The 21787-nt window shown below is 72.6% G+C and carries 12 protein-coding genes; 9 read left to right on the forward strand and 3 right to left on the reverse strand.

What is annotated here, in order from left to right:
• The first annotated feature begins 196 nt into the window (after positions 1 to 196).
• The 5 genes from AB0I54_RS02935 (at position 197) to moeZ (ending at position 6309) form a co-directional block, all read left to right on the forward strand.
• Positions 197 to 1870: a DUF3492 domain-containing protein gene (locus AB0I54_RS02935; RefSeq protein WP_363294076.1), complete on the forward strand. Its 1674-nt coding sequence runs from the start codon at positions 197 to 199 to the stop codon at positions 1868 to 1870.
• Positions 1867 to 3177 (forward strand): hypothetical protein, encoded by a 1311-nt coding sequence (locus AB0I54_RS02940; RefSeq protein ID WP_363294077.1) that lies wholly within the window; start codon positions 1867 to 1869, stop codon positions 3175 to 3177. Before AB0I54_RS02935 ends, AB0I54_RS02940 begins: the two co-directional genes overlap by 4 nt.
• 193 nt (positions 3178 to 3370) lie before the next feature.
• Complete coding sequence (locus tag AB0I54_RS02945) at positions 3371 to 4327, forward strand: NAD-dependent epimerase/dehydratase family protein (RefSeq protein WP_363294078.1); 957 nt, start codon at positions 3371 to 3373, stop codon at positions 4325 to 4327.
• A complete protein-coding gene (locus AB0I54_RS02950) occupies positions 4315 to 5067 on the forward strand; it encodes a spherulation-specific family 4 protein (protein WP_363294079.1) in 753 nt (250 codons plus the stop codon). Before AB0I54_RS02945 ends, AB0I54_RS02950 begins: the two co-directional genes overlap by 13 nt.
• Before the next feature lie 63 nt (positions 5068 to 5130).
• Positions 5131 to 6309 (forward strand): adenylyltransferase/sulfurtransferase MoeZ, encoded by a 1179-nt coding sequence (gene moeZ, locus AB0I54_RS02955; protein WP_363294080.1) that lies wholly within the window; start codon positions 5131 to 5133, stop codon positions 6307 to 6309.
• 89 nt (positions 6310 to 6398) lie between these two features.
• Here the strand turns inward: moeZ and AB0I54_RS02960 are convergent, their stop codons facing one another.
• From AB0I54_RS02960 to AB0I54_RS02970, 3 genes are all read right to left on the reverse strand, one after another.
• Entirely contained in the window at positions 6399 to 7943 is a 1545-nt protein-coding gene (locus AB0I54_RS02960; protein ID WP_363294081.1) for an alpha/beta hydrolase, read from the reverse strand.
• Between the two features lie 134 nt (positions 7944 to 8077).
• Positions 8078 to 9616: an alpha/beta hydrolase gene (locus AB0I54_RS02965; RefSeq protein WP_363294082.1), complete on the reverse strand. Its 1539-nt coding sequence runs from the start codon at positions 9614 to 9616 to the stop codon at positions 8078 to 8080.
• Positions 9617 to 9690: 74 nt separating this feature from the next.
• Positions 9691 to 12432 carry a lysylphosphatidylglycerol synthase domain-containing protein gene (locus AB0I54_RS02970; RefSeq protein ID WP_363294083.1) on the reverse strand — a complete coding sequence of 914 codons (2742 nt, stop codon included), beginning with the start codon at positions 12430 to 12432 and terminating at the stop codon, positions 9691 to 9693.
• 186 nt (positions 12433 to 12618) lie between these two features.
• On the opposite strand from AB0I54_RS02970, the gene AB0I54_RS02975 reads away from it, so the two are divergent.
• From AB0I54_RS02975 to AB0I54_RS02990, 4 genes are all read left to right on the forward strand, one after another.
• Complete coding sequence (locus AB0I54_RS02975) at positions 12619 to 13005, forward strand: MGMT family protein (RefSeq protein WP_363294084.1); 387 nt, start codon at positions 12619 to 12621, stop codon at positions 13003 to 13005.
• A 257-nt stretch (positions 13006 to 13262) separates the two neighbouring features.
• Positions 13263 to 16652, forward strand: a complete 3390-nt coding sequence (locus AB0I54_RS02980; RefSeq protein ID WP_363294085.1) for an ATP-dependent DNA helicase — start codon at positions 13263 to 13265, stop codon at positions 16650 to 16652.
• A 55-nt stretch (positions 16653 to 16707) separates the two neighbouring features.
• Positions 16708 to 20211: an ATP-dependent DNA helicase gene (locus tag AB0I54_RS02985; protein ID WP_363294086.1), complete on the forward strand. Its 3504-nt coding sequence runs from the start codon at positions 16708 to 16710 to the stop codon at positions 20209 to 20211.
• A 47-nt stretch (positions 20212 to 20258) separates the two neighbouring features.
• A complete protein-coding gene (locus AB0I54_RS02990; RefSeq protein WP_363294087.1) occupies positions 20259 to 21662 on the forward strand; it encodes a dipeptidase in 1404 nt (467 codons plus the stop codon).
• Positions 21663 to 21787 lie beyond the last annotated feature (125 nt).

Raw genomic sequence — 21787 nt, forward strand, 5'->3', positions numbered from 1 at the left:
GAGTGACGTTCCGTGTTCGAACCATCTCTTAGCGCCAGCGAACGTCAGCCGCACGGGAAAGTTACTCCCGTTCACCCCTTTTGGTGGCGTGATGGACAACCGTCCGTCGCGCCACCGTCATGTCCGCATACGTTCGTCCCGCTGCGAGCCGCCACTGTGACGGCGGCTCCTCACACGGGAGATCGGGGGTGCGCTCGTGCGCATCGGACTGCTTACGGAGGGTGGCTATCCGTATCTGAACGGTGATGCCAGGCTCTGGTGCGACCGGCTCGTGCGCGGGCTCGGGCAGCACGAGTTCGACATCTACGCGCTCAGCCGTAGCCGGCAACAGGAGGACGAGGGCTGGATCCCGCTTCCACCACAGGTCAGCCGGGTCCGCACGGCCCCGCTGTGGACCGCCGAGGACGACGAGGTGGTGCACGGACGGCGCACGCGCCGGCGTTTTGCCGACTGCTACGGAGAACTCGTCACGGCGGTCTGCATCGGATCCGATGACCAGGCGGACCGTTTCGCCAGTGCGCTGTACGGGCTCGCGGAACTCGCGCGCGACGAGGGCGGACTGGTCGGCGCGCTCCGCTCCGAAACGGCCCTGCGCGCGCTGGAACACGCCTGCCGCGCACCCGGCGCACCGCGCACGGCGCGCGAGGCCCGCGTGCCGGATCTGCTCGCCGTCGCCGCGCACCTCGAACGCAGCCTGCGCCCCCTGTCCCTCGACTGGTACGAGGACGACGGCCTCGGCTCGGTCGACCTGTGCCATGCGACCGCCGGCGGCGCGGCGGCACTGCCCGGACTGCTCGCCCGTCACTTCTCCGGCGTACCGCTGCTGGTGACCGAGTACGGCGTGCGCCTGCGCTCGCACTACCTCGCCTCCGCCGAGGCCGCTCCCGCCGTGCGCGCGCTGCTCGCCTCCTTCCACGGCAGGCTCGCCGCCGAGGTCTACACCCGGGCCGCGATCCTCACACCGGGCAACGCGCACGCCCGCCGCTGGCAGGAGCACTGCGGCGCGGACCGCTCAAGGATCCGCACGGTCTACCCGGGCATGGAGGCGTCCCGCTTCGCGGAGGTGGGCGAGTCCGCCGACCACGCCGAACCGGGCACGCTGGTGTGGGTCGGCCGGGTCGAACCCGCCAAGGACCTGGTGTCCCTGCTGCACGCCTTCGCCGAGGTCCGCAAGGAGGAGCCCAAGGCACGTCTGCGCGTCGTCGGCGCGGCGACGGGCGCCGAGGGCGAGGCGTATCTGGGCCACTGCCGGGCGCTCGCCGCGCAGCTCTTCCCGGACGAGGCCGAGGGCGTGCACGCGGTCGGCGACAACCCGGTCTCCTTCGAGGAGATCGGAGAGCCCGACGCCCCGTCCCTCGCCGACGTGTACGCCTCCGGCGCCGTGACCGTCCTCTCCAGCGTCGTCGAGGGCTTCCCGATCAGCCTGGTCGAGGCCATGTTTTGCGGCCGCGCGACGGTGTCCACGGACGTCGGCGCCGTGGTCGAGGTGATCGGCGGCACGGGGCTCGTCGTACCGCCGCGCAATCCGCGGGCGCTCGCGGAGGCGTGCGTGGCGCTGCTGCGCGATCCCGAGCGCCGTGAGCGCCTGGGCGCCGCTGCCCGCGCCCGGGCGCTCGAACTGTTCACCGTCGAGCAGAACATCGCGGCATTTCACGGCATTTACCTGGAGATCCTCTCGCACTGCCCGGTCCGCCGGGTCGTCCTCGGCGAGACCGGCGAACCCCTCCCGTTCGCCGTCCCGGCCGAGGCCCATCTCCCCGGGCGCTGGACCGGTTCCGCGTCCCGCGTGCTGGCACGCGGAGGCCCTGCCTGGGCCTCCGGCCCACCGGTGCGCGCCACCCCCTTGACGGTCACGGAGGGAGTCCGATGAGCGACCTGGGCGAACTGGACCGCCCCGGAACCCCGGGCAGCCCCGGCGCGTGGGACACGCGCTCGGAGGGGTGGCTCGCGGGGGAGGAGCCGGCGCCTGCTCCCGTAGACGGGCGGGCACAGGACTCCTCGCGCGGGGCCGAACCGCCGACGACCGCGGGCGGCAGAGCCGGCGCGAGCACGGCCCGCAGCCGTGGACGCGCCGTCCGCCGGGGCGCCGCCGACCCCGTGAAGGCGCTGATGCACCGCCACCGCGAGCTGTGCGAACGCGCCGTGGACCCGCTGGAGATCGCGGCGGGTCTGGAGGCGCACGGCGTCACCGACCGGACCGCCGCCCGCTTCCGTCACCGCGACGTCTTCTCGCTCGCCGAGGAGATGTACGCGCGCGTGCCCCGCGACGACGACCCGCTCCCGCCCCCCGACCCCACGGCCGCGCCCCACGCCCGCGCCGACTGGGCCCTGCTCACCCTCCTCCCCGGAGCCCTGAGCGCGGCGGTCGTGACCGCCCTGCACCTCACCCACGGCCGAACGCGCCTTGTGGCGGCCGCCGTGGGCGTCCTCGCCGTGACCCTCGCCGTGCGCGCGGCACTGCGCCGCGGCCCGCTCGCCAACCCACCCGACGGCCACATGTGGCACACGCCGCTCGGCACGCGCGCGTCCGCCCACTGGCTCCTCGCCTACGCCCTCCTCGGCGACGGCCTGCTCCACGCCGTCCTGCACGGCGGCCCCGGCGGCCTGCCCACCGGCGCCGCGGGCGGCCCCTGGCCCCTGGCCACCGCACCCGTCCTGGCCCTCACCCTGGGCTGCGCCCCGGCGGCCTGGACCGCCCATCTCTTCGCCGCACGCGTCCACCGCAGGCTCACGGGCAGCCGCGGCCTGGAGGAGTTCACCGCCGCCGCACGACCGCTGCTGCTCGGCACGGTCGCCCTCTTCCTGAGCGCCCTCACGGGCCTGGCCGCCCTGTCCGGCACGGCCCTGCACGAGCCCGCCGCCCTCCCACAGGTCCTCACCCTCGGCGCCCTCCTCCTGCTCGCCCGCCTCCTCACCGTGCACCACCATGCGCACGCCCCGGCCCGCGCCCTCACCGCCGCGGCCTCGGTCGAGGCGACGGCCCTGGCCCTGGCCCTCGGCGGGCGGCTCCCCGGGTGCGCCTTCCTGGCGACCCCCGTCGACACCCTCGTGGACACCTGGGGCGAGGGCAGCGTCCCCGCACTCGCCTGCGGAACGGCCGCCCTTGCCCTGCTGCTCCACGCGGCCCGCACCCTCACCCGCGCCTCGGCGCACACGCCGGCGGGAGAGCAGCGATGACCGGCACACCACCGCTCCCTTCGCGCCGGAGCCGCCCACCGGAACCCAGACCTTTTCCAGCCGCAGGCGCCCTGCTCAGCCGCCGGAGGCAACCGCATCGTCCCTTCGAAGGAGAACACCAGATGACCACCTCCCGACCCGGAGCGCCCGGAGCCACCGGAGCAGCCGGAACGCAGACCCCGGGAGCCGCACGATGAGGGTCCTGCTGATCGGAGCCAACGGCTATCTCGGCCGCTTCGTCGCCGACCGCCTGCTCGCCGACCCGGCCGTCCAGCTCACCGCGCTCGGCCGCGGCGACGACGCCGACGTCCGCTTCGACCTCGCGTCCGGCAGCCCCGGCGCACTCACCCGCTTCCTCGACGCGGTGCACCCCGGCGTCGTCGTCAACTGCGCCGGAGCCACCCGCGGCGGCGCCCGCGAACTCACCCGGCACAACACCGTCGCCGTCGCCACCGTCTGCGAGGCCCTGCGCCGCAGCGGCTGCGGCGCCCGCCTCGTGCAGATCGGCTGCAGCGCCGAGTACGGCCCCAGCCAGCCCGGCTCCTCCACGGCCGAGGACGCCGTCCCCCGCCCCGGCGGCCCGTACGGCGTCAGCAAACTCGCCGCCACCGAACTCGTCCTGGGCTCGGGTCTGGACGCCGTGGTCCTCCGCGTGTTCTCGCCCGCCGGACCCGGCACACCGGCCGGCTCCCCGCTCGGCCGCCTCGCCGAGGCGATGCGCCGTGCCATGCAGTCCGGCGACGGCGAGCTCAAGCTCGGCGGCCTGGGCGTCCAGCGCGACTTCGTCGACGTCCGCGACGTGGCCCGCGCCGTGCACGCCGCCTCGCTCTCCGCCGCGCAGGGCGTCATCAACATCGGCTCGGGCCGCGCCGTCCGCCTGCGCGACGCCGCCGCCGTTCTCGCCCGCGTCGCCGGATACGGCGGCGCGCTGCATGAACTCGACGGGCCGCCCGGACCCCTGAGGGCATCCATCGGCCACCCGCGCCCCGACTCCGACCACGCCCCGGTCGCGTTTCCGTACCCCGACGGCTGCGGCAGCTGGCAGCAGGCCGACGTGCGCACCGCACGCGACCGGCTCGGCTGGCGGCCCCGCATCAACCTCGAAGAGTCCCTCGCCGACATCTGGATGGAGGCGGCATGCCGCATCTGACCAGCACCAAACGTGGCACCGCGGGCACCGTCGCCCGCACCGGTTTCGGCATCCCCGGCTTTGCGCATCCCCTGGTCGCCCCGATGGAGTGGGGCGAACTCACCCGCCCGGGCACGCCCCTGCACTGGGTCGTCCTCAACGTGTCGGGCGGCGGCCCCGGCACGCGCCCCGACCCGCACTGCCTGGAGGCGGCCGGCCGGCTGCGCAACGCGGGTGTCCGTGTCCTTGGTCACCTCGACACCATCTACGGCGCCCGCACCTACGCGGACCTGCTCTCCGACGCCCACCGCTACCTCGACTGGTACCGGGTCGGCGGCTTCCTCCTCGACCGCTGCCCCGGCGAGCGCACCGCGCTCCCCGAGGTCCGCCGCACCGTCGACGCGCTGCGCGCGATCCGCGCCGACGCCCATGTCGTCCTCGGCCACGGCACCCACCCGCACCCGGGCTACGCCGCGACCGCCGACCAGTTGGTGACCTTCTCCGGCTCCTGGGCCGACTACCGCTGGTCGCAGGTGGCCGAGTGGACCGCCGACTACCCGCCCGACCGCTTCTGCCACTTCGTGCACGGCGTGCCCCGCGGCCATCTCGACGAGGCGCTGCGCGTCGCCCGCTGGCAGGGCGCGGCGACGATCTACTTCACCGACCGCACCGATCGCGGCGGCCGGGCCGACCCCTGGGAGACCATGCCCGGCTACTGGGACGAAATCGTCTCGCGGATCGGAACGGGTGTCTCGGAATGAAGAAGGCCATGGCAGTGTTACAGGGAGAACAACTGTAGTGATTGACCGACCAACGGAGTCCCCGTGTCGTTGCCACCCCTGGTCGAGCCAGCCTCTGAGCTCACCGTAGACGAGGTCCGCAGGTACTCCCGCCACCTGATCATCCCCGATGTCGGGATGGACGGGCAGAAGCGGCTGAAGAACGCCAAGGTGCTCTGTGTGGGTGCCGGCGGCCTGGGTTCGCCGGCGCTGATGTACATGGCCGCGGCCGGCGTGGGCACGCTCGGCATCGTGGAGTTCGACGAGGTCGACGAGTCGAACCTGCAGCGTCAGATCATCCACAGCCAGTCCGACATCGGCCGCTCCAAGGCCGAGTCCGCTCGGGACACCGTCAAGGGCATCAACCCGTACGTGAACGTGATCCTTCACGAGGAGCGGCTCGAGGCCGACAACGTGATGGACATCTTCAGCCAGTACGACCTGATCGTCGACGGCACGGACAACTTCGCGACCCGCTACCTGGTCAACGACGCCTGCGTGCTGCTGAACAAGCCGTACGTGTGGGGCTCGATCTACCGCTTCGACGGCCAGGCGTCCGTCTTCTGGTCGGAGCACGGCCCCTGCTACCGCTGCCTGTACCCGGAGCCCCCGCCCCCCGGCATGGTTCCCTCCTGCGCCGAGGGCGGTGTCCTCGGTGTGCTGTGCGCGTCCATCGGCTCCATCCAGGTCAACGAGGCCATCAAGCTGCTCGCCGGCATCGGTGAGCCGCTGGTCGGCCGGCTGATGATCTACGACGCCCTGGAGATGCAGTACCGCCAGGTGAAGGTCCGCAAGGACCCGAACTGCGCGGTCTGCGGCGAGAACCCGACCGTCACCGAGCTCATCGACTACGAGGCCTTCTGTGGCGTCGTGTCCGAGGAGGCCCAGGAGGCGGCCGCCGGTTCGACGATCACTCCCAAGCAGCTCAAGGAGTGGATCGACGACGGCGAGAACATCGACATCATCGATGTCCGCGAGCCGAACGAGTACGAGATCGTCTCCATCCCGGGCGCCCGGCTGATCCCGAAGAACGAGTTCCTGATGGGCACCGCCCTGGAGGCCCTCCCGCAGGACAAGAAGATCGTCCTGCACTGCAAGACGGGTGTCCGCAGTGCGGAAGTCCTCGCCGTGCTGAAGTCCGCGGGCTTCGCGGACGCCGTGCACGTCGGCGGCGGTGTGATCGGCTGGGTCCACCAGATCGAGCCGGACAAGCCCGTCTACTAGGCCCACGCCTGCCCCGGTCCCGGAGGGGCTCGGCACCACGAGTGCCGGGCCCCTTTCCGCTGCCCGGGGCCCTTGGCCCGACGGCGGCGCTACGAGCAGACCTTGCCGTCCTCGGGTACCGTCCCGTCGAGCAGATACGCGTTCACCGTCGAGTCGACGCAGTCGCTCCCGTTGCCGTACGCCCCGTGTCCCTCGCCCTTCCAGGTGAGCTCCACACCGACACCCTTGCCCAGTTCGTCCGCCATCCTGCGGGCGCCCTCGTACGGCGTCGCCGGGTCCCCGGTGTTGCCGACCAGCAGGATCGGTGCCGCACCCGGCGCACTGACCTCCGGGGTGTCGTACTGCCCGGGCACCGGCCAGTCGTGGCACCAGCCGGCCGTGTCCCAGCCCAGGAAGTCCCCGAACACCGGTGAGATCTTCTCGAACTCCGGCAGCAGCTTCTTCGTCTCCGTCAGCGTGGGCCGCTGCTTGTCGTCCAGGCACGATATGACCCGTTGTGCATGCGTGGTCGTGCCGTAGTGCCCCGCGGAGTCGCGCTCGTTGTAGTTGTCGGCGAGCGACAACAACTTCGAGCCGTCACCCTGCTCGGCGGCCTTCAGGGCACTGGTGAGCGTCGGCCAGCTGGCCTCGCTGTACAGCGGCAGGACGATTCCGGTGACCGCGAGCGTCTGTGTCAGCTTGCGCCCGGACGACGTCGGGAGCGGCTTGGCGTCGATCCCGTCCAGCAGGTTCGCGATCTTCTGCGAGCCCTGCTTCGGGTCCTGCCCCGTGGACTTCAGATAGTCGTCCAGGGCCCGCTGGAAGCCCCGGGCCTGGTTCTCGGCGTGGCCCACCGAGTCGGCGCTCGGGTCGACCACCGCGTCCAGGATCAGCCGCCCCACGTTCCTGGGGAACAAGTGGGCGTACACACCGCCCAGTTCGGTGCCGTAGGAGATGCCGAAGTAGTGCATCTTCGTGTCGCCGAGGACCTGGCGCATCAGATCCATGTCGCGTGCCGTGTCGGTCGTCGACACATGCGCCATCAGCTTCCCGGCGGCCTTCTCACAGCCCTTGCCGAAGTCGGCGGCGTCCTGGAAGTAGGCCTGTTCCTCGGCCGGTGTGTCCGGGGTGGCGTCCACCGTCTCGGCGGACTGGATCTCCCGGTCGCCGCGGCAGCGGATGCCCTCGCTCGCCCCGACCCCGCGCGGGTCCCAGCTCACCAGGTCGTACCGCTGGCGCAGCTTGGAGACCGTGGCCGCGTAGTACGGCATCATGGACACGCCCGAGCCGCCCGGACCGCCGAAGTTGAACAGCAGCGAGCCGATGTGGTCGCCTCCGGTGGCCTTGGCGCGGATCAGTGCCAGGCCGATCGTCTCGCCGTCCGGTTTCGCCCAGTCCAGAGGCACCTTGAGCGTGGCGCACTGCCAGTCGGCGCTCGGCGCCGGGGCGTCTTTCGTGGCCTTGCAGCCGCCCCAGGCGAGCTTCTGCGCCGTGAGCGAGGCGGGCAGGGCGGCGGACGTGGCGGTCGGCGATCCCGACGGCGTATCTGACCGGCCCTTGCCCTCGTCCCCGCTTCCGCCGGACGATCCGCCGCTGCATCCGGCCACCAGCACAACTGCTGCGACCGTGGCCGTCCATCGTGCGAAACGCGACATGCGCACCCCCCTCACGAGCCCTCCGCCCTGAGCCGCGGGGAGCAGTCAGGCCATAGTAGGCGGATCAAGCCGAGCCTGTGCCGGCCTGTGGATAACTCTCTGACCTGCGACTTCTCTCAGTAACCCGAGTGAGTTCAGGAGCAGACGGTCCCGGCCGGCGGCACCTTCCCGTCCAGCAGATAGCCGTTCACCGTGTCCTGCACGCACTTGTTCTTGCTGTCGTACGCGCCGTGCCCCTGCCCCTTGTACGTCAGCTGGACGCCGACGCCCTTGCCGAGCGCGTCCACCATCTTCCGCGCGCCCTCGTACGGGGTCGCGGGGTCGCCGGTGTTGCCCACGACGAGGATCGGCGCCGCCCCGGGCGCACTCACGTCGGGATGATCGGCGGCACCCGGTACCGCCCAGTTGGTGCAGCTGAGCATGCCCCAGGCCAGGAAGTCCCCGAACAGCGGGGAGGCGGAGCGGAACTGCGGCAGCCTCTGCTCGACGAAGTCGGCCGTGTACCGCGGTTTGTCGTCGGCGCAGTTGATGGCGGTGTTCGCCGCGGTGATGTTGCTGTACTCGCCGTTCTCGCTGCGGCCGTTCATCGAGTCGGACAGCAGCATGAGGATCTTGCCGTCGCCGGCGTAGGCCTGCTCAAGCCCCTCCGTGAGGTACTCCCAGAAGTCCTTGGAGTACAGGGACTGAGCGATGCCGTTGGTCGCGGCGGTCTGGGTCAGCTGGCGCGGGAAGATGCCCGGGATCGGCTTCTTGTCCAGGTCACTGAGCAGCTTGGCGATGCGGTCCTTGACGTCCTGCGGGGTGTCGCCGATCGGGCACTCGGTGGTCTTCGACGTGCAGTCCTCGGCGAAGTTGTCGAGCGCGAGCTGGAAGCCCCGGGCCTGCCCGAGCGCGCTCTGTTCCGGGTTCTGCGTGGGGTCGACGACCCCGTCGAACACGGCCCGGCCCACGTTCTTGGGGAACAAGTGGGCATAGACGCCCCCGAGTTCGGTGCCGTAGGAGATGCCGAAGTAGTGCAGCTTTTCATCGCCGAGGACCTGGCGCATGAGGTCCATGTCGCGGGCGGCGTCCGCGGTGCGCACATGGGGGAGGACCCTCTTGGAGTTCTTCTCGCAGGCCCCGTTGAACTGCTTGGTGCGGTTCAGGAGCTGGGCGCGCTCGGCCGCGTCGTCGGGCGTCGCGTCCTGCTGGAAGAACTCGTCCAGCTGCGCGTCGCTCTCGCACTCGACCGGGTCACTGCGACCGACCCCGCGCGGGTCGAAGCTCACCAGGTCGTAGCGGGTGCGCAGCTTGGCGTAGTCCTCGCCGAAGGCGGGCAGCGTAGTGACGCCGGAACCGCCGGGGCCGCCGAAGTTGAAGATCAGCGAGCCGATCCGCTTGCTCGGGTCACCGCTCGCCTTCGCCCGGATCAGCGCGAGGCCGATGGTGGCGCCCTTGGGGTTGTCCCAATTGAGGGGCGCCTTCATGGTGGCGCACTGCCAGGTGCCGCCGTTCGGCAGCGGCGACGGGGGGCCGCCGCCGCCCTCCGCCGGGGACGGCGCCGGGCAGTCCTTCCAGTCCAGTTTCTGCGTGGTCAGGTCCCCGTCGCCGGAGCCGCTGCTACAGCCCGCCACCAGGGAGGACAGCAGTACGGCGACGGTCACGGCGGCGCGGATCCGGAAGGGCTTCGGCATGCTTCCATCCTGGGGCGGCGCACGGTGCGGCGCTCGGGGCGCGGGCCGTACGAGGTACTTCCGCCGGCGTGCGGCTACAGGGCGCCCTTGCGCGTCAGGTGGTTGAAGGCCAGCCAGCCCGGCAGCACCGGCAGCCACAGGGTCAGGAGCCGGAACAGCAGGACGGCCGGTGCGGCGACCTCCTTGGGGAGGCCGACGGCGATGAGGCCGACCGTCAGGGTCGCCTCCACCGCGCCCACACCGCCCGGGGTCGGCGCCGCGGACCCGAGCGCGTTTCCGGCGAGGAAGACGACGGCGACGCTGGCGATGCTGAGCGAGGTGGAGTTGTCGCCGAACGCCCGGATCGACGCGTCCAGGCACATCACGAAGCAGGCGGTGAGCAGGAGCATGCCGCCGATGCCGGTGACCAGCTTCTGCGGCCGCTGCAGCACGTCCAGCATGCGAGGGACCACACCCGCGAACAGCGACCTCACGCGCGTGACGACGAATTTCCGCAGGAACGGCACCGAGGTCACCACGAGCACGAGCACCGCCACGGTGAGCAGGCCGGCGATGACCGTCCGGGACGGCGACAGCGACGGGGTCTTCTCGGTGCCGGTCAGATAGCCGAAGGACAGCAGCATCAGGATGTGGCAGCCGAGCCCGAACAGCTGCGACGCGCCGACGCTCGCCACCGCGAGCCCGGGCCGTACTCCCGCGCGCTGCAGGAAACGCGTGTTGAGTGCGACACCGCCGACCGCGGCCGGTGCCACGATCTTCACGAAGGACCCGGCGACCTGCGCCGCCACGGTCCGCGGGAACGGCACCCGCTCGGGCACGAACCCCAGCAGTGCCATGGCGGCGGCGACATAGCTGAGCGCCGAGAACAGCACCGCCGCGATCACCCAGCCCCACTGGGCCTGGGCGAAGAGGGTGCCGAACTCGATGTGCGTGAGCTGGGTCAGCAGGTAGTACGCGCCGATGGCACCCGCGATGAAGCTGATCAGCGTGCGCGGCCGCACCCGCTCCAGGCGGGCCGGCTCCACGGGCGCCTGCGGCCTGATCCGCAGCACCTCGTGCCGGATCTGTGTCAGCAGATCCTCTTCACGAGCCTCCTCCACAGCCTCGTCGATGGCCCGCTTCTCGGCCCGCTGTTCCGCGCGCACCGTCTTCTTGTCGGGCTTCTCGAGTACGGGTTCGCTGTCGTCCGAGCCCTCCTCCAGGCGGGCCTGCTTGTCCTGCCGTGATGTCTCAAGGACCGCCTCGCGCTCCCGCTGCGCCCGCTCGCGGGCCAGTTTTCGCAGCGTCGCGCGCGTGGAGCGGGTCAGCGCGATCGGCTGGAGCATCGGCAGGCAGTCGGCGACGACGTCCGGACCGAGCACGCGAACGGCGGAGGCCACGGCCCGCTCGGCGCCCACCCGCAGGCCGAGCGTGGTGACCAGCTGGGCGACGTCCATGCGCAGCAGCAGATCGCCGGCCGCGATCTCGCCACCGCGCAGATCGGTGAGGATCACCGTGCCGGAACGATCCACCACAATCGCGTCACCCGCCAGCCTGCGGTGCGCGATGCGCCGCGACTGCAGTGCCTGCACCTGGTGCCAGGTGTTGCGCAGCAGTTCGTCGGTGATCTCGTCGTCCGCCAGCGCGTCCAGGGTGCGCCCGCCGGTGTGCTCGTAGATGAGCATGACGGCGTCGGGGCCCAGCTCGGAGGTCGCGATCAGCTTGGGCGCGTTGGCGCCGGCCGCGATGGCCGCGTAGGCGAGCAGCGCCTCCTGCTCCAGCGCCTGGCGCAGCGACTGCAGGCTGCTGCGGGTGGCGAAGCCGCGCAGGGTCAGATTGCGCCACGCGCGGTAGAAGAAGCCCTGCGCCTGCTGCTCCCGGTCGACCACCGTGACGTCGAGCGGCGGGCCGTCCTCCAGGGTGACGAAGTAGCGTCGGCCGCGGTCGCCGTTCTCCGTGTCCGCGGCCTCCTCGCGGGCCGCCGAGACGGGGTGGAACCCCACGTGCCGCAGGCCGGCCATCAGCGTCTGTCCCGTGGGACGGACATTGGGGGAGCCGACCGCGTACAGCGTCCCGTAGGCCACGGTCCAGCCGATCAGTACCGTCAGGATGATCGAGAACGGCGTCGTGTAGCCGGTGACCAGCATCGAGAACGCGTCGAGCATCAGCACGATCCACAGCACGGCACGCCAGCGGGGCCGCCGGGACATGCCGACGGCCGTCATGTACGCGATGACGGGTGCCAGATAGCCGTGCACCGGGTCGGTCAGGGCGTGGATGTCACCGGGGGAGGGCTGGGTGAGCGCCTCCTGGATCGAGGCGGGGGCGGCTCTGGCGACCCACAGGTCGGTGGCGAGGGTCACTCCGTGTGCGAGGACCGCCGCGAGCACGCCGTCGGCGATGCGCAGCCCGTCCCGCTTGATCAGCCGTTCGATGGCGAACGCGACCGGCACCAGGAGGATCGCGATGCTCGACGCCAGTCCGGCGATCTTGATCAGCAGATCGGGTGCCTGGCCGGTGCCCTTGTTGATGTCCTGTTCGAGCCCCGAGGTCGTTCCGTGTGCGAACGCGGCGATCGCGAGCAGGACGACGATGGCGAGCACGCCCACCAGGAGCCGCATCAGGTCGGACGGACGGTGCACGCGCGCGGGGAGCAGGGGTTCGTCGCCCTCGACCTCGTCGACGTGAGCGTCGTCCGGGCCGTCGGCCCGGTTCGGCGGAGACGTCGTGCGTGCGGTCTCTTCAGGGCTCTTCTCGTGCACGTCGGCGGTGTCCGGACGCGAAGGGACGGCAGAGCCGCCCTCCGCGCCTTCGGCGTGCACGCCCTGCTGCTTCATCGTCTCTTCTTGGTCTCGTATCACCGGTCACCGCCCGCACGATGGTGGCATGCCCCACCGGCACACGGGGGCATCAGGGTGCAAATGCGGGGGCGCACAGTCTGCCGGAAGCGCCGCTCCAGGGCGAGGGATGCGTCCGGTGACGAGTGCGTCACGTTGTCGGTGGGGTGGGGCAGGATGGGGCGAATGAGCGAGGAGAACCTTCCTGAGGGCGCCCGGGCGGGAGGCACGGAGGCGCTGCCGGAGTACGCCGAGCGGGTTCTCGACGTGGCCGAGCGGATTCCGCCCGGTCGTGTCATGACGTACGGGGACGTCGCAGAGTGGCTGGAGGAGGGCGGTCCGCGCCAGGTCGGCCGCGTGATGGCCCTCTATGGGGGAGCCGTGCCGTGGTGGCGCGTCGTGCGCGCCGACGGGGTGCTGCTTCCGGGCCACGAACTGCGGGCCCTCGACCACTATCGCGCGGAGGGCACCCCTTTGAAGGAGGCGAGCAGGGCCGCCGAGGGCCACCTGCCGCGGCTCGACATGAGACGTGCGCGGTGGGACGGCGACGAGGGCGCGGGGGGTCACACCTGACAGCTTCCGCCATCGGACCCCTCCGAGGGGAACCCGTGGCCCGTACGGGGGACACGAGGGACGTCCGTGGCATGCCGTACGTTCGTGAGGCGTGGGACGCGCGTGTCGCAAGAGCCGGGAGGGAAGAAGCGGAAGCCTCACTTCCGTCCCGTCCGGCGGCGTAGCGTCGACGGAACGCGTCCCCCTCACCCCGCGGCCACCGCTCTGCACGCACGGCGGCCCGACAACCAGTACGACCACCAGGACCGGCGAACCACGTGAGCTCCTCTTCCTCCACCAGGCGCCTGCCGCACCCTCAGGTGCGGCAGGGGGACCGTGGCGCTTACCGACTGGTGCGTACCCCGCCGACCGAACAGGATCCCCCTCTTCTTGACGCCGCTCAGCGCGCGGTGGTTGACCACAGGTCCGGTCCGCTGCTCGTTCTCGCAGGTCCCGGCACCGGCAAGACCACCACGCTGGTGGAGTCCGTGGCCGCGCGGATCGCCCGCGGCGGGGACCCCGCGCGGATCCTCGTGCTGACGTTCAGCCGCAAGGCGGCCGTCGAACTCCGCGACCGCATGGCCCTGCGCATGGGGGCGGCCCGGGCACCCCGGGCGACCACGTTCCACTCGTACTGCTACGCCCTGGTCCGTGCCCACCAGGACAGCGACCTGTTCGTGGAGCCGCTGCGACTGCTCTCCGGCCCCGAGCAGGACGTCACCGTCCGCGAACTGCTCGCGGGCGAGCCCGACCTGGAACGCCTCGGCCTCACCCATGTGCGCTGGCCGGACGAACTGCGCGCCTGCCTGACCACCCGCGGCTTCGCCGACGAGGTCCGCGCGGTGCTCGCCCGCAGCCGGGAACTGGGCTTGGGCCCCGACGCCCTGGACGCCTTCGCCCGCCGGATCGGCCGCCCCGACTGGCGGGCCGCCGCCGCGTTCCTCGCCGAGTACCTCGACGTGCTCGACATGCAGGGCGTGCTCGACTACGCGGAACTCGTCCACCGCGCGGTGCTGCTGGCCCGTCGCCCCGAGGCCGCGGCCCGGCTCGCCGCGCAGTACGACGCCGTGTACGTCGACGAGTACCAGGACACCGACCCGGCCCAGGTTCGCCTGCTGCACGCCCTGGCCGACGGCGGCCACACCCTGGTCGCCTTCGGCGACCCCGACCAGTCGATCTACGCGTTCCGGGGCGCGGACGTGAACGGCATCCTGGACTTCCCGGCGGCCTTCCCGCGCGCGGACGGCCGTCCGGCTCCCGTCGAGGTCCTGCGGACCTCCCGCCGCTCCGGCGCCGCCCTGCTGGCCGCCACCCGTCTGGTGACCCAGCGCATGCCGCTGACCCGCCTGCCCGCCGACAAGGTACGAGCCCATCGTGAGCTCGTCCCGGCCCGGGACGGAGGCCGGGTCGAGGCGTACACGTACCCCACGGCCGGTACGGAGCTGGACAACATCGCCGACATCCTCCGCCGGGCACACCTGGAGGACGGCGTTCCCTGGGGCGAGATGGCCGTCCTGGTGCGCGCCGGATCGCGCACCATCCCGACGGTCCGCCGCGCCCTCACGGCCGCCGGCGTCCCCCTGGACATCGACGGCGACGACCTGCCCCTGCGCCACGAGCCGGCGGTGGCACCGCTGCTGACGGCGCTCAGGGCGGTGGCGACGGCGGAGGCGGCACGGGGCGTACGGGGCGACGGCGAGGCAGCCGCGCCACGGGGCGACGCCGGGGAGCAGCTCGCGGAGACCGCCGAGCAGACCGCCGGTCGATCCGCCGAGGACCCGGCTCCGGACACCTCCTGGCTCACCACCGAGACCGCCCTGACCCTGCTCACCTCCCCCCTCGCCGGCATGGACGCGGCCGACCTGCGCCGTCTCGGCCGGGCCCTGCGCGAGGAGGAGCGCGTGGCGGGCAACCCGCTGCCGCCGCCCTCGGACGAACTGCTCGCTCAGGCACTCGCCGAACCCGAACGCCTGGTCGCGCACGACCCGGTGTACGCCCGCGGGGCCCAGCGGCTCGGCGCGCTGCTCAGGAAGGCACGGGAGTGCCTCGCGGGCGGCGGCACGGCCGAGGAGGCGCTGTGGGAGCTGTGGCAGGGCACCCCATGGCCCACCCGTCTGGAACGGGCCGCCCGGCGCGGCGGCGCGGCCGGCCGCAACGCCGACCGTGACCTGGACGCCGTGTGCGCCCTGTTCGCGACCGCCGCGCGCGCGGAGGAGCGCACCGGCGGCCGAGGCGCCCTGAACTTCCTGGCGGAGATCGAGGCCGAGGACATCGCCGCCGACACGCTCACCCGGCGTGCCGTACGGCCGGACGCCGTCCGTCTGATGACCGCGCACCGCTCCAAGGGCCTGGAGTGGCGCCTGGTCGTGGTCGCCGGCGTCCAGGAGGGCCTCTGGCCGGACCTGCGCCGCCGCGGCTCCCTCCTGGAGGCCGACCGCATCGGCCGCGACGGGCTCGCCGAACCGCTCACCCCCGGCGCTCTGCTCGCCGAGGAGCGCCGCCTCTTCTACGTCGCCGCCACACGCGCGCGTGAACGCCTCGTCGTCACCGCGGTGCAGGCGCCCGCGGACGACGGTGACCAGCCCTCCCGTTTCCTCACGGAGCTCGGCGTCGAACCGCGGGACGTCACCGGCCGCCCCCGCCGCCCGCTGTCCGTGGCCGCGCTCGTCGCCGAGCTGCGCGCCACGACCGTCGACCCGCGCGCTTCTGCCACCCTCCGCGAGGCCGCCGCCCGCCGGCTCGCCCGGCTCGCGGCGCTCGCCGACGAGGACGGCCGCCCACTGGTCCCCTCGGCCCACCCCTACCGCTGGTGGGGCATGTTCGAGCCGACCGAGAGCAAGATGCCGCTGCGCAACCGCGACCAGCCCGTGGTCCTGTCCGGCAGCGCCCTCGACCAGCTCGCCAACACGTGCGCCCTCCAGTGGTTCCTGGGCCGCGAGGTGAAGGCCGACGCGCCCGCCACCACTGCCCAGGGCTTCGGCAACGTGGTGCACGTCCTCGCCGACGAGGTCGCGTCCGGACGCACCCCCGCAGACCTCGCCGTCCTCATGGAGCGCCTGGAGTCGGTGTGGAACGCGCTCGCCTTCGACGCGCCTTGGAAGTCGGCGCAGGAGATGGAGCACGCGCGTGTGGCGCTCGAACGCTTCCTGAAGTGGCATGTGCTGGACCGCACCGGGCGCACACCCGTGGCGAGCGAGCACGACTTCGACGTCACCCTCGAAGCGGGCGACTACGAGGTGCGCATCCGCGGCCAGATGGACCGCGTCGAGACGGACGGCGAGGGACGCGCGTACGTCGTGGACTTCAAGACCGGCAAGCAGCCGGTCAGCGCGGCCGAGGTGGCCCGCCATCCGCAGCTCGCCGTCTACCAGCTGGCCGTCGGCGCGGGAGCCGTGGACGACGCCTTCGACGGCGTACGCCCCGAACCGGGCGGCGCCGAACTCGTGCAGCTGCGCCAGGGCGCGGCCAAGCGCGACGGCGGCGAGACCCTGCCCAAGGTGCAGGCCCAGGAGCCGCTGGAGGGGGAGTGGGTCGGTGACCTGCTGGCCACCGCCGCCGGAAAGGTCCTCGACGAGCGGTTCACGCCGAGCACCGGCCAGCACTGCACGCACTGTGCGTTCCGGGCGTCGTGCAGCGCGCGGCCGGAGGGACGGCACGTGGTCGAGTAGCGGGCGGACGGGGGGCCGGCAACCGTTGTCAGTGCCCGCCGCTAGCCTCTGGGACATGGCCGCCCGTATCACCGACCCCGAGCAGCTCAAGGAGCTCCTCGGCATCCCGTTCACCCCGGAGCAGACGGCCTGCATCACCGCGCCGCCCGCCCCGCAGGTGATCGTGGCCGGAGCCGGATCGGGCAAGACCACGGTGATGGCGGCACGGGTGGTGTGGCTGGTCGGCACCGGACAGGTCGCCCCCGAGCAGGTCCTCGGCCTGACCTTCACCAACAAGGCCGCCGGTGAACTCGCCGAACGTGTCCGCAAGGCACTGGTCAAGGCCGGCGTCACCGACCCCGACGTCATCGACCCGGACAACCCGCCCGGCGAGCCGGTGATCTCCACGTACCACGCCTTCGCCGGCCGCCTCCTGACCGACCACGGCCTGCGCATCGGACTGGAGCCGACATCACGGCTGCTCGCCGACGCCACCCGCTACCAGCTCGCCGCGCGCGTACTGCGCGAGGCTCCCGGCCCCTACCCGGCGCTGACCCGCTCCTTCGCCGACCTGGTCAGCGACCTGCTCACCCTCGACTCCGAACTCGCCGAACACCTCGTACGCCCCGAGAACCTGCGTGCGTGGGACGCCGACCTGCTGGTGAGCCTGGAAGACGCCAGGCTCACCAACGCCGACCTGCGCAAGGTCCCGGAGACGGCCGCCGCCCGCCGCGAACTCGCCGAACTCGTCGTGCGCTACCGGGCCGCCAAGCGCGAGCGCGACCTGCTCGACTTCGGCGACCAGATCGCCCTCTCCGCAGCCCTCGCCCGGATCCCCGAGGTGGGCCGCGTGCTGCGCGACGAGTTCCGCGTGGTGCTCCTTGACGAGTACCAGGACACTTCGGTGGCCCAGCGTGTCCTGCTGGCGGGCCTCTTCGGCGAGGGCACGGGCCATCCGGTGACCGCCGTCGGCGACCCCTGCCAGGCCATCTACGGCTGGCGCGGCGCCTCCGTGGCCAACCTCGACGACTTTCCCGAGCACTTCGCCGACGCCGAGGGCCGGCCCGCCACCCGCCAGGCACTCAGCGAGAACCGCCGTAGCGGCGGCCGCCTCCTCGACCTCGCCAACGGCCTCGCCGAGCCGCTGCGCGCCATGCACGCGGGCGTGGAAGCGCTCCGCCCGGCCCCCGGCGCCGAGCGCGACGGCACGGTCCGCTGCGCCCTGCTGCCCACCCATGCCGAGGAGATTGGCTGGATCGCCGACTCCATCGCCCATCTCGTGCAGACCGGCAAGGCGCCCGGCGAGATCGCCGTCCTGTGCCGTACGGCAACCGACTTCGCCGAGATCCAGGGCGCGCTCGTCGCCCGCGACATCCCCGTCGAGGTCGTCGGCCTCTCCGGGCTGCTGCACCTGCCCGAGGTCGCCGACCTGGTCGCCGTCTGCGAGGTGCTCCAGGACCCCGGCGCCAATGCCTCCCTGGTCCGTCTGCTGACCGGCCCGCGCTGGCGCATCGGCCCCCGCGACCTCGCTCTCCTCGGGCGGCGCGCCCGACTTCTCGTGGCCCACGCGCGCGTGGGCGCCGAAGACGACCCGGACCGCCGGCTCGCCGAGGCCGTCGAGGGGGTCGACCCGTCCGAGGTGATATCGCTCGCGGACGCCCTCGAGACATTCCTGGAGACACCCCTGAACGGTGCCGACGCCGAGGGGGACGACGACGGGCTGCCGTTCTCCCCGGACGCGCGCGTGCGCTTCGCCCGCCTGGCCACCGAGCTGCGCGAACTGCGCCGCTCGCTGGCCGACCCGCTGATGGACGTCCTGCACCGCGTCCTCGCCGTCACCGGCCTTGAGGTGGAGCTGTCGGCGTCACCGCACGCGCTCGCCGCCCGCCGCCGAGAGACCCTGTCGAACTTCCTGGACATCGCCGCGTCCTTCGCCGCGAACGACGGCGAGGCCACCCTCCTGGCCTTCCTCGGCTTCCTGCGCACCGCCGCCCAGTACGAGAAGGGCCTCGACAACGCCCTCCCCGGCGGGGAGAACACCGTCAAGGTGCTCACCGCGCACAAGTCCAAGGGCCTGGAGTGGGACGTCGTCGCCGTGCCCGGCCTCGTCACCGGCACGTTCCCCAGCACACAGGGCCGCGAGAAGTGGACCTCCCAGGCCAAGGTGCTGCCGCACCGGCTGCGCGGAGACGCCGACACGCTGCCCGATATCGAGGCCTGGAACTCCCGGGGGATGAAGGCCTTCCACGAGGCGATGAAGGAACACCAGCACACCGAGGAGCTCCGCCTCGGCTACGTCACCTTCACCCGCCCCCGTTCTCTGCTCCTCGGCTCCGGCCACTGGTGGGGCCCCGCCCAGAAGAAGCCCCGCGGACCCTCCGACTTCCTGCTCGCCCTGCACGACCACTGCGCCGCCGGCTACGGCGAGATCGAGGCCTGGGCGGACGAGCCCACGGAGGACGAGGAGAACCCGGCCCTGCACCGGGCGATGGCCGACCAGGCCTGGCCGCTGCCCCTGGACGCCGCCGCACTGGCCCGCCGCCGCGCGGCCGCCGAGACCGTACTCGCCCACCTGGAAGACCTCGCCACCCACCAGGACGCCCACCCGGCGGCCACCCACGACCCCGACACCTACGACGACCCGGACTGGCCCCCGCCACCGGACGAAGAGGTGCCCTACGAGGACCCGTTCTTCGAGGAGGACGCCGACGACTGGGAGTCCTGGACCACGGACCGCCCCGCCGTCCCGCACCAGGCCGGACCGAGCGAGCGGCCGGCCGTTCGCCTCCCGGAGCCGGAGCCGGAGCCGGAGCCGGAGCCGGAGCCGGAGCCGCGGCGGGAGCGTGCCCCGGAGCGCACGTCCTTCACTCCTGAGGAGGCCCGAGCCATCGCCTCATGGGACCGCGACCTCGACGCGCTCACCGGAGAGCTCCTGCGCGCCCGCCGCAGCGTCACGGACGTCGTCCTGCCGACCACACTGACCGCGACCCAGCTGCTGCGCCTGGCCGAGGACCCGGACGGTCTCGCGCAGGAACTCGCGCGCCCCATGCCGCGCCCCCCGCAACCCGCCGCGCGTCGAGGCACCCGATTCCACGCCTGGGTGGAGGCCCGGTTCGAAGAATTGACGCTGCCCATGCTGGAGCCCGAAGACCTGCCGGGCAGCGAGGCCGAGATCGCCGACGAACGGGACCTCGAAGCGCTCAAGGACGCCTTCGAACGCAGCGAGTACGCCCACCGCACGCCCCACCGCGTCGAGACCCCCTTCCAGCTCGCCCTCGCGGGCCGCGTCGTACGGGGCCGTATCGACGCCGTCTACAAGAACGGCGACGGGGACGGAGTGACGTACGAGATCGTCGACTGGAAGACCAGCCGCGGCCGCGCCGCGGACCCGCTGCAGCTCGCCGTCTACCGGCTCGCATGGGCCGAGCAGCAGGGCGTACCACTGGAATCGGTCACGGCCACCTTTGTGTACGTCCGCAGCGGAGAGGCCGTACGGCCGCCCGACCTGCCGGACCGGGCCGCCCTGGAGCGGCTGCTCCTGGGGGAGCCGGAGTGGCACTCGGGCCAACCCCAAGTGTGACGAACAGCCCGATCAGTATGTCCGCACGGGCCGATAGGCTCGTGGACATGAGCCAGACCCCGGACAGCGCCGTCCGTACGTACATCGAGCAGCACCGCGCCGCCTTCCTCGACGACCTCGCCGCATGGCTGCGCATCCCCTCCGTGTCGGCCCAGCCCGACCACGCTCCCGAAGTCCGGCGCAGCGCCGACTGGCTCGCCGCCAAGCTCAAGGAGACCGGCTTCCCCGTCGCCGAGGTCTGGGAGACGCCGGGCGCCCCGGCCGTCTTCGCCGAGTGGCCCGCAGGCGACCCGGGGGCCCCGACGGTCCTCGTCTACGGCCACCACGACGTGCAGCCCGCCGCCCGCGAGGACGGCTGGGACAGCGAGCCCTTCGATCCCCTGGTCCGCGGGAACCGTCTCTACGCGCGCGGGGCGGCCGACGACAAGGGCCAGGTGTTCTTTCACACACTCGGCGTCCGCGCCCACCTCGCGGCCACCGGCCGTACCGCCCCGGCCGTCAACCTGAAGCTCCTGATCGAGGGCGAGGAGGAATCCGGCTCCCCGCACTTCCGGGCCCTCGTCGAGGAGCACGCCGCCCGGCTCGCCGCCGACGCCGTGATCGTCTCCGACACGGGCATGTGGTCCGAGGACACCCCGACGGTGTGCACCGGCATGCGCGGCCTCGCCGAGTGCGAGCTCCGGCTGTACGGCCCCGAGCAGGACATCCACTCGGGCTCCTTCGGCGGTGCCGTGCCCAACCCCGCGACCGCGGCCGCCCGCCTCGTCGCGGCCCTGCACGACGAGCACGCGCGCGTGGCGGTCCCCGGTTTCTACGACGGCATCGTCGAGCTCACCGACCGCGAGCGCGCGCTCTTCGCCGAGCTGCCCTTCGACGAGCGGCAGTGGCTGCGCACCGCCAAGTCCCACGCCACCCACGGCGAGGCCGGACACACCACCCTGGAACGCATCTGGGCCCGCCCCACCGCCGAGGTCAACGGCATCGGCGGCGGCTACCAGGGCCCCGGCAGCAAGACGATCATCCCGTCCTCGGCCATGGTGAAGCTGTCCTTCCGGCTGGTCGCTGGGCAGGACCCCGACCACATCGAGAAGGCCGTCCGCGACTGGGCCGCCGATCAGGTGCCCGCCGGGATCCGCCTCGAAATCGTCTTCGGCTCGGCCACGCGCCCGTGCCTGACCCCGCTCGACCACCCCGCCCTGCGGTCGGTGGCCCGTGCCATGGGCCGCGCCTTCGAGGGGCCGGTCCGCTTCACCCGCGAGGGCGGCTCCGGGCCCGCCGCCGACCTGCAGGAGGTCCTCGGCACGCCCGTCCTGTTCCTGGGCATCTCCGTCCCCTCCGACGGCTGGCACGCCCCGAACGAGAAGGTCGAGCTCGACCTCCTCCTCAAGGGCGTCGAGACCTCCGCGTATCTGTGGGGCGACCTCGCCGAGAACTGGCGCCATGCGCCCTGACCGGCCCGCGCCGCACGGAGCGGTACCGCGCGCGGGGCACACTGGAGGAACCGCCCCGCACGTCCCGCCCGCAACCGGCCCGGTCCCCTCATGTCCTTCGTCCCGCTGAACCGCCCGCCGAACCA

Origin of the sequence: Streptomyces sp. NPDC050625 (assembly GCF_040654755.1) — a bacterium.
Lineage (GTDB): Bacteria > Actinomycetota > Actinomycetes > Streptomycetales > Streptomycetaceae > Streptomyces.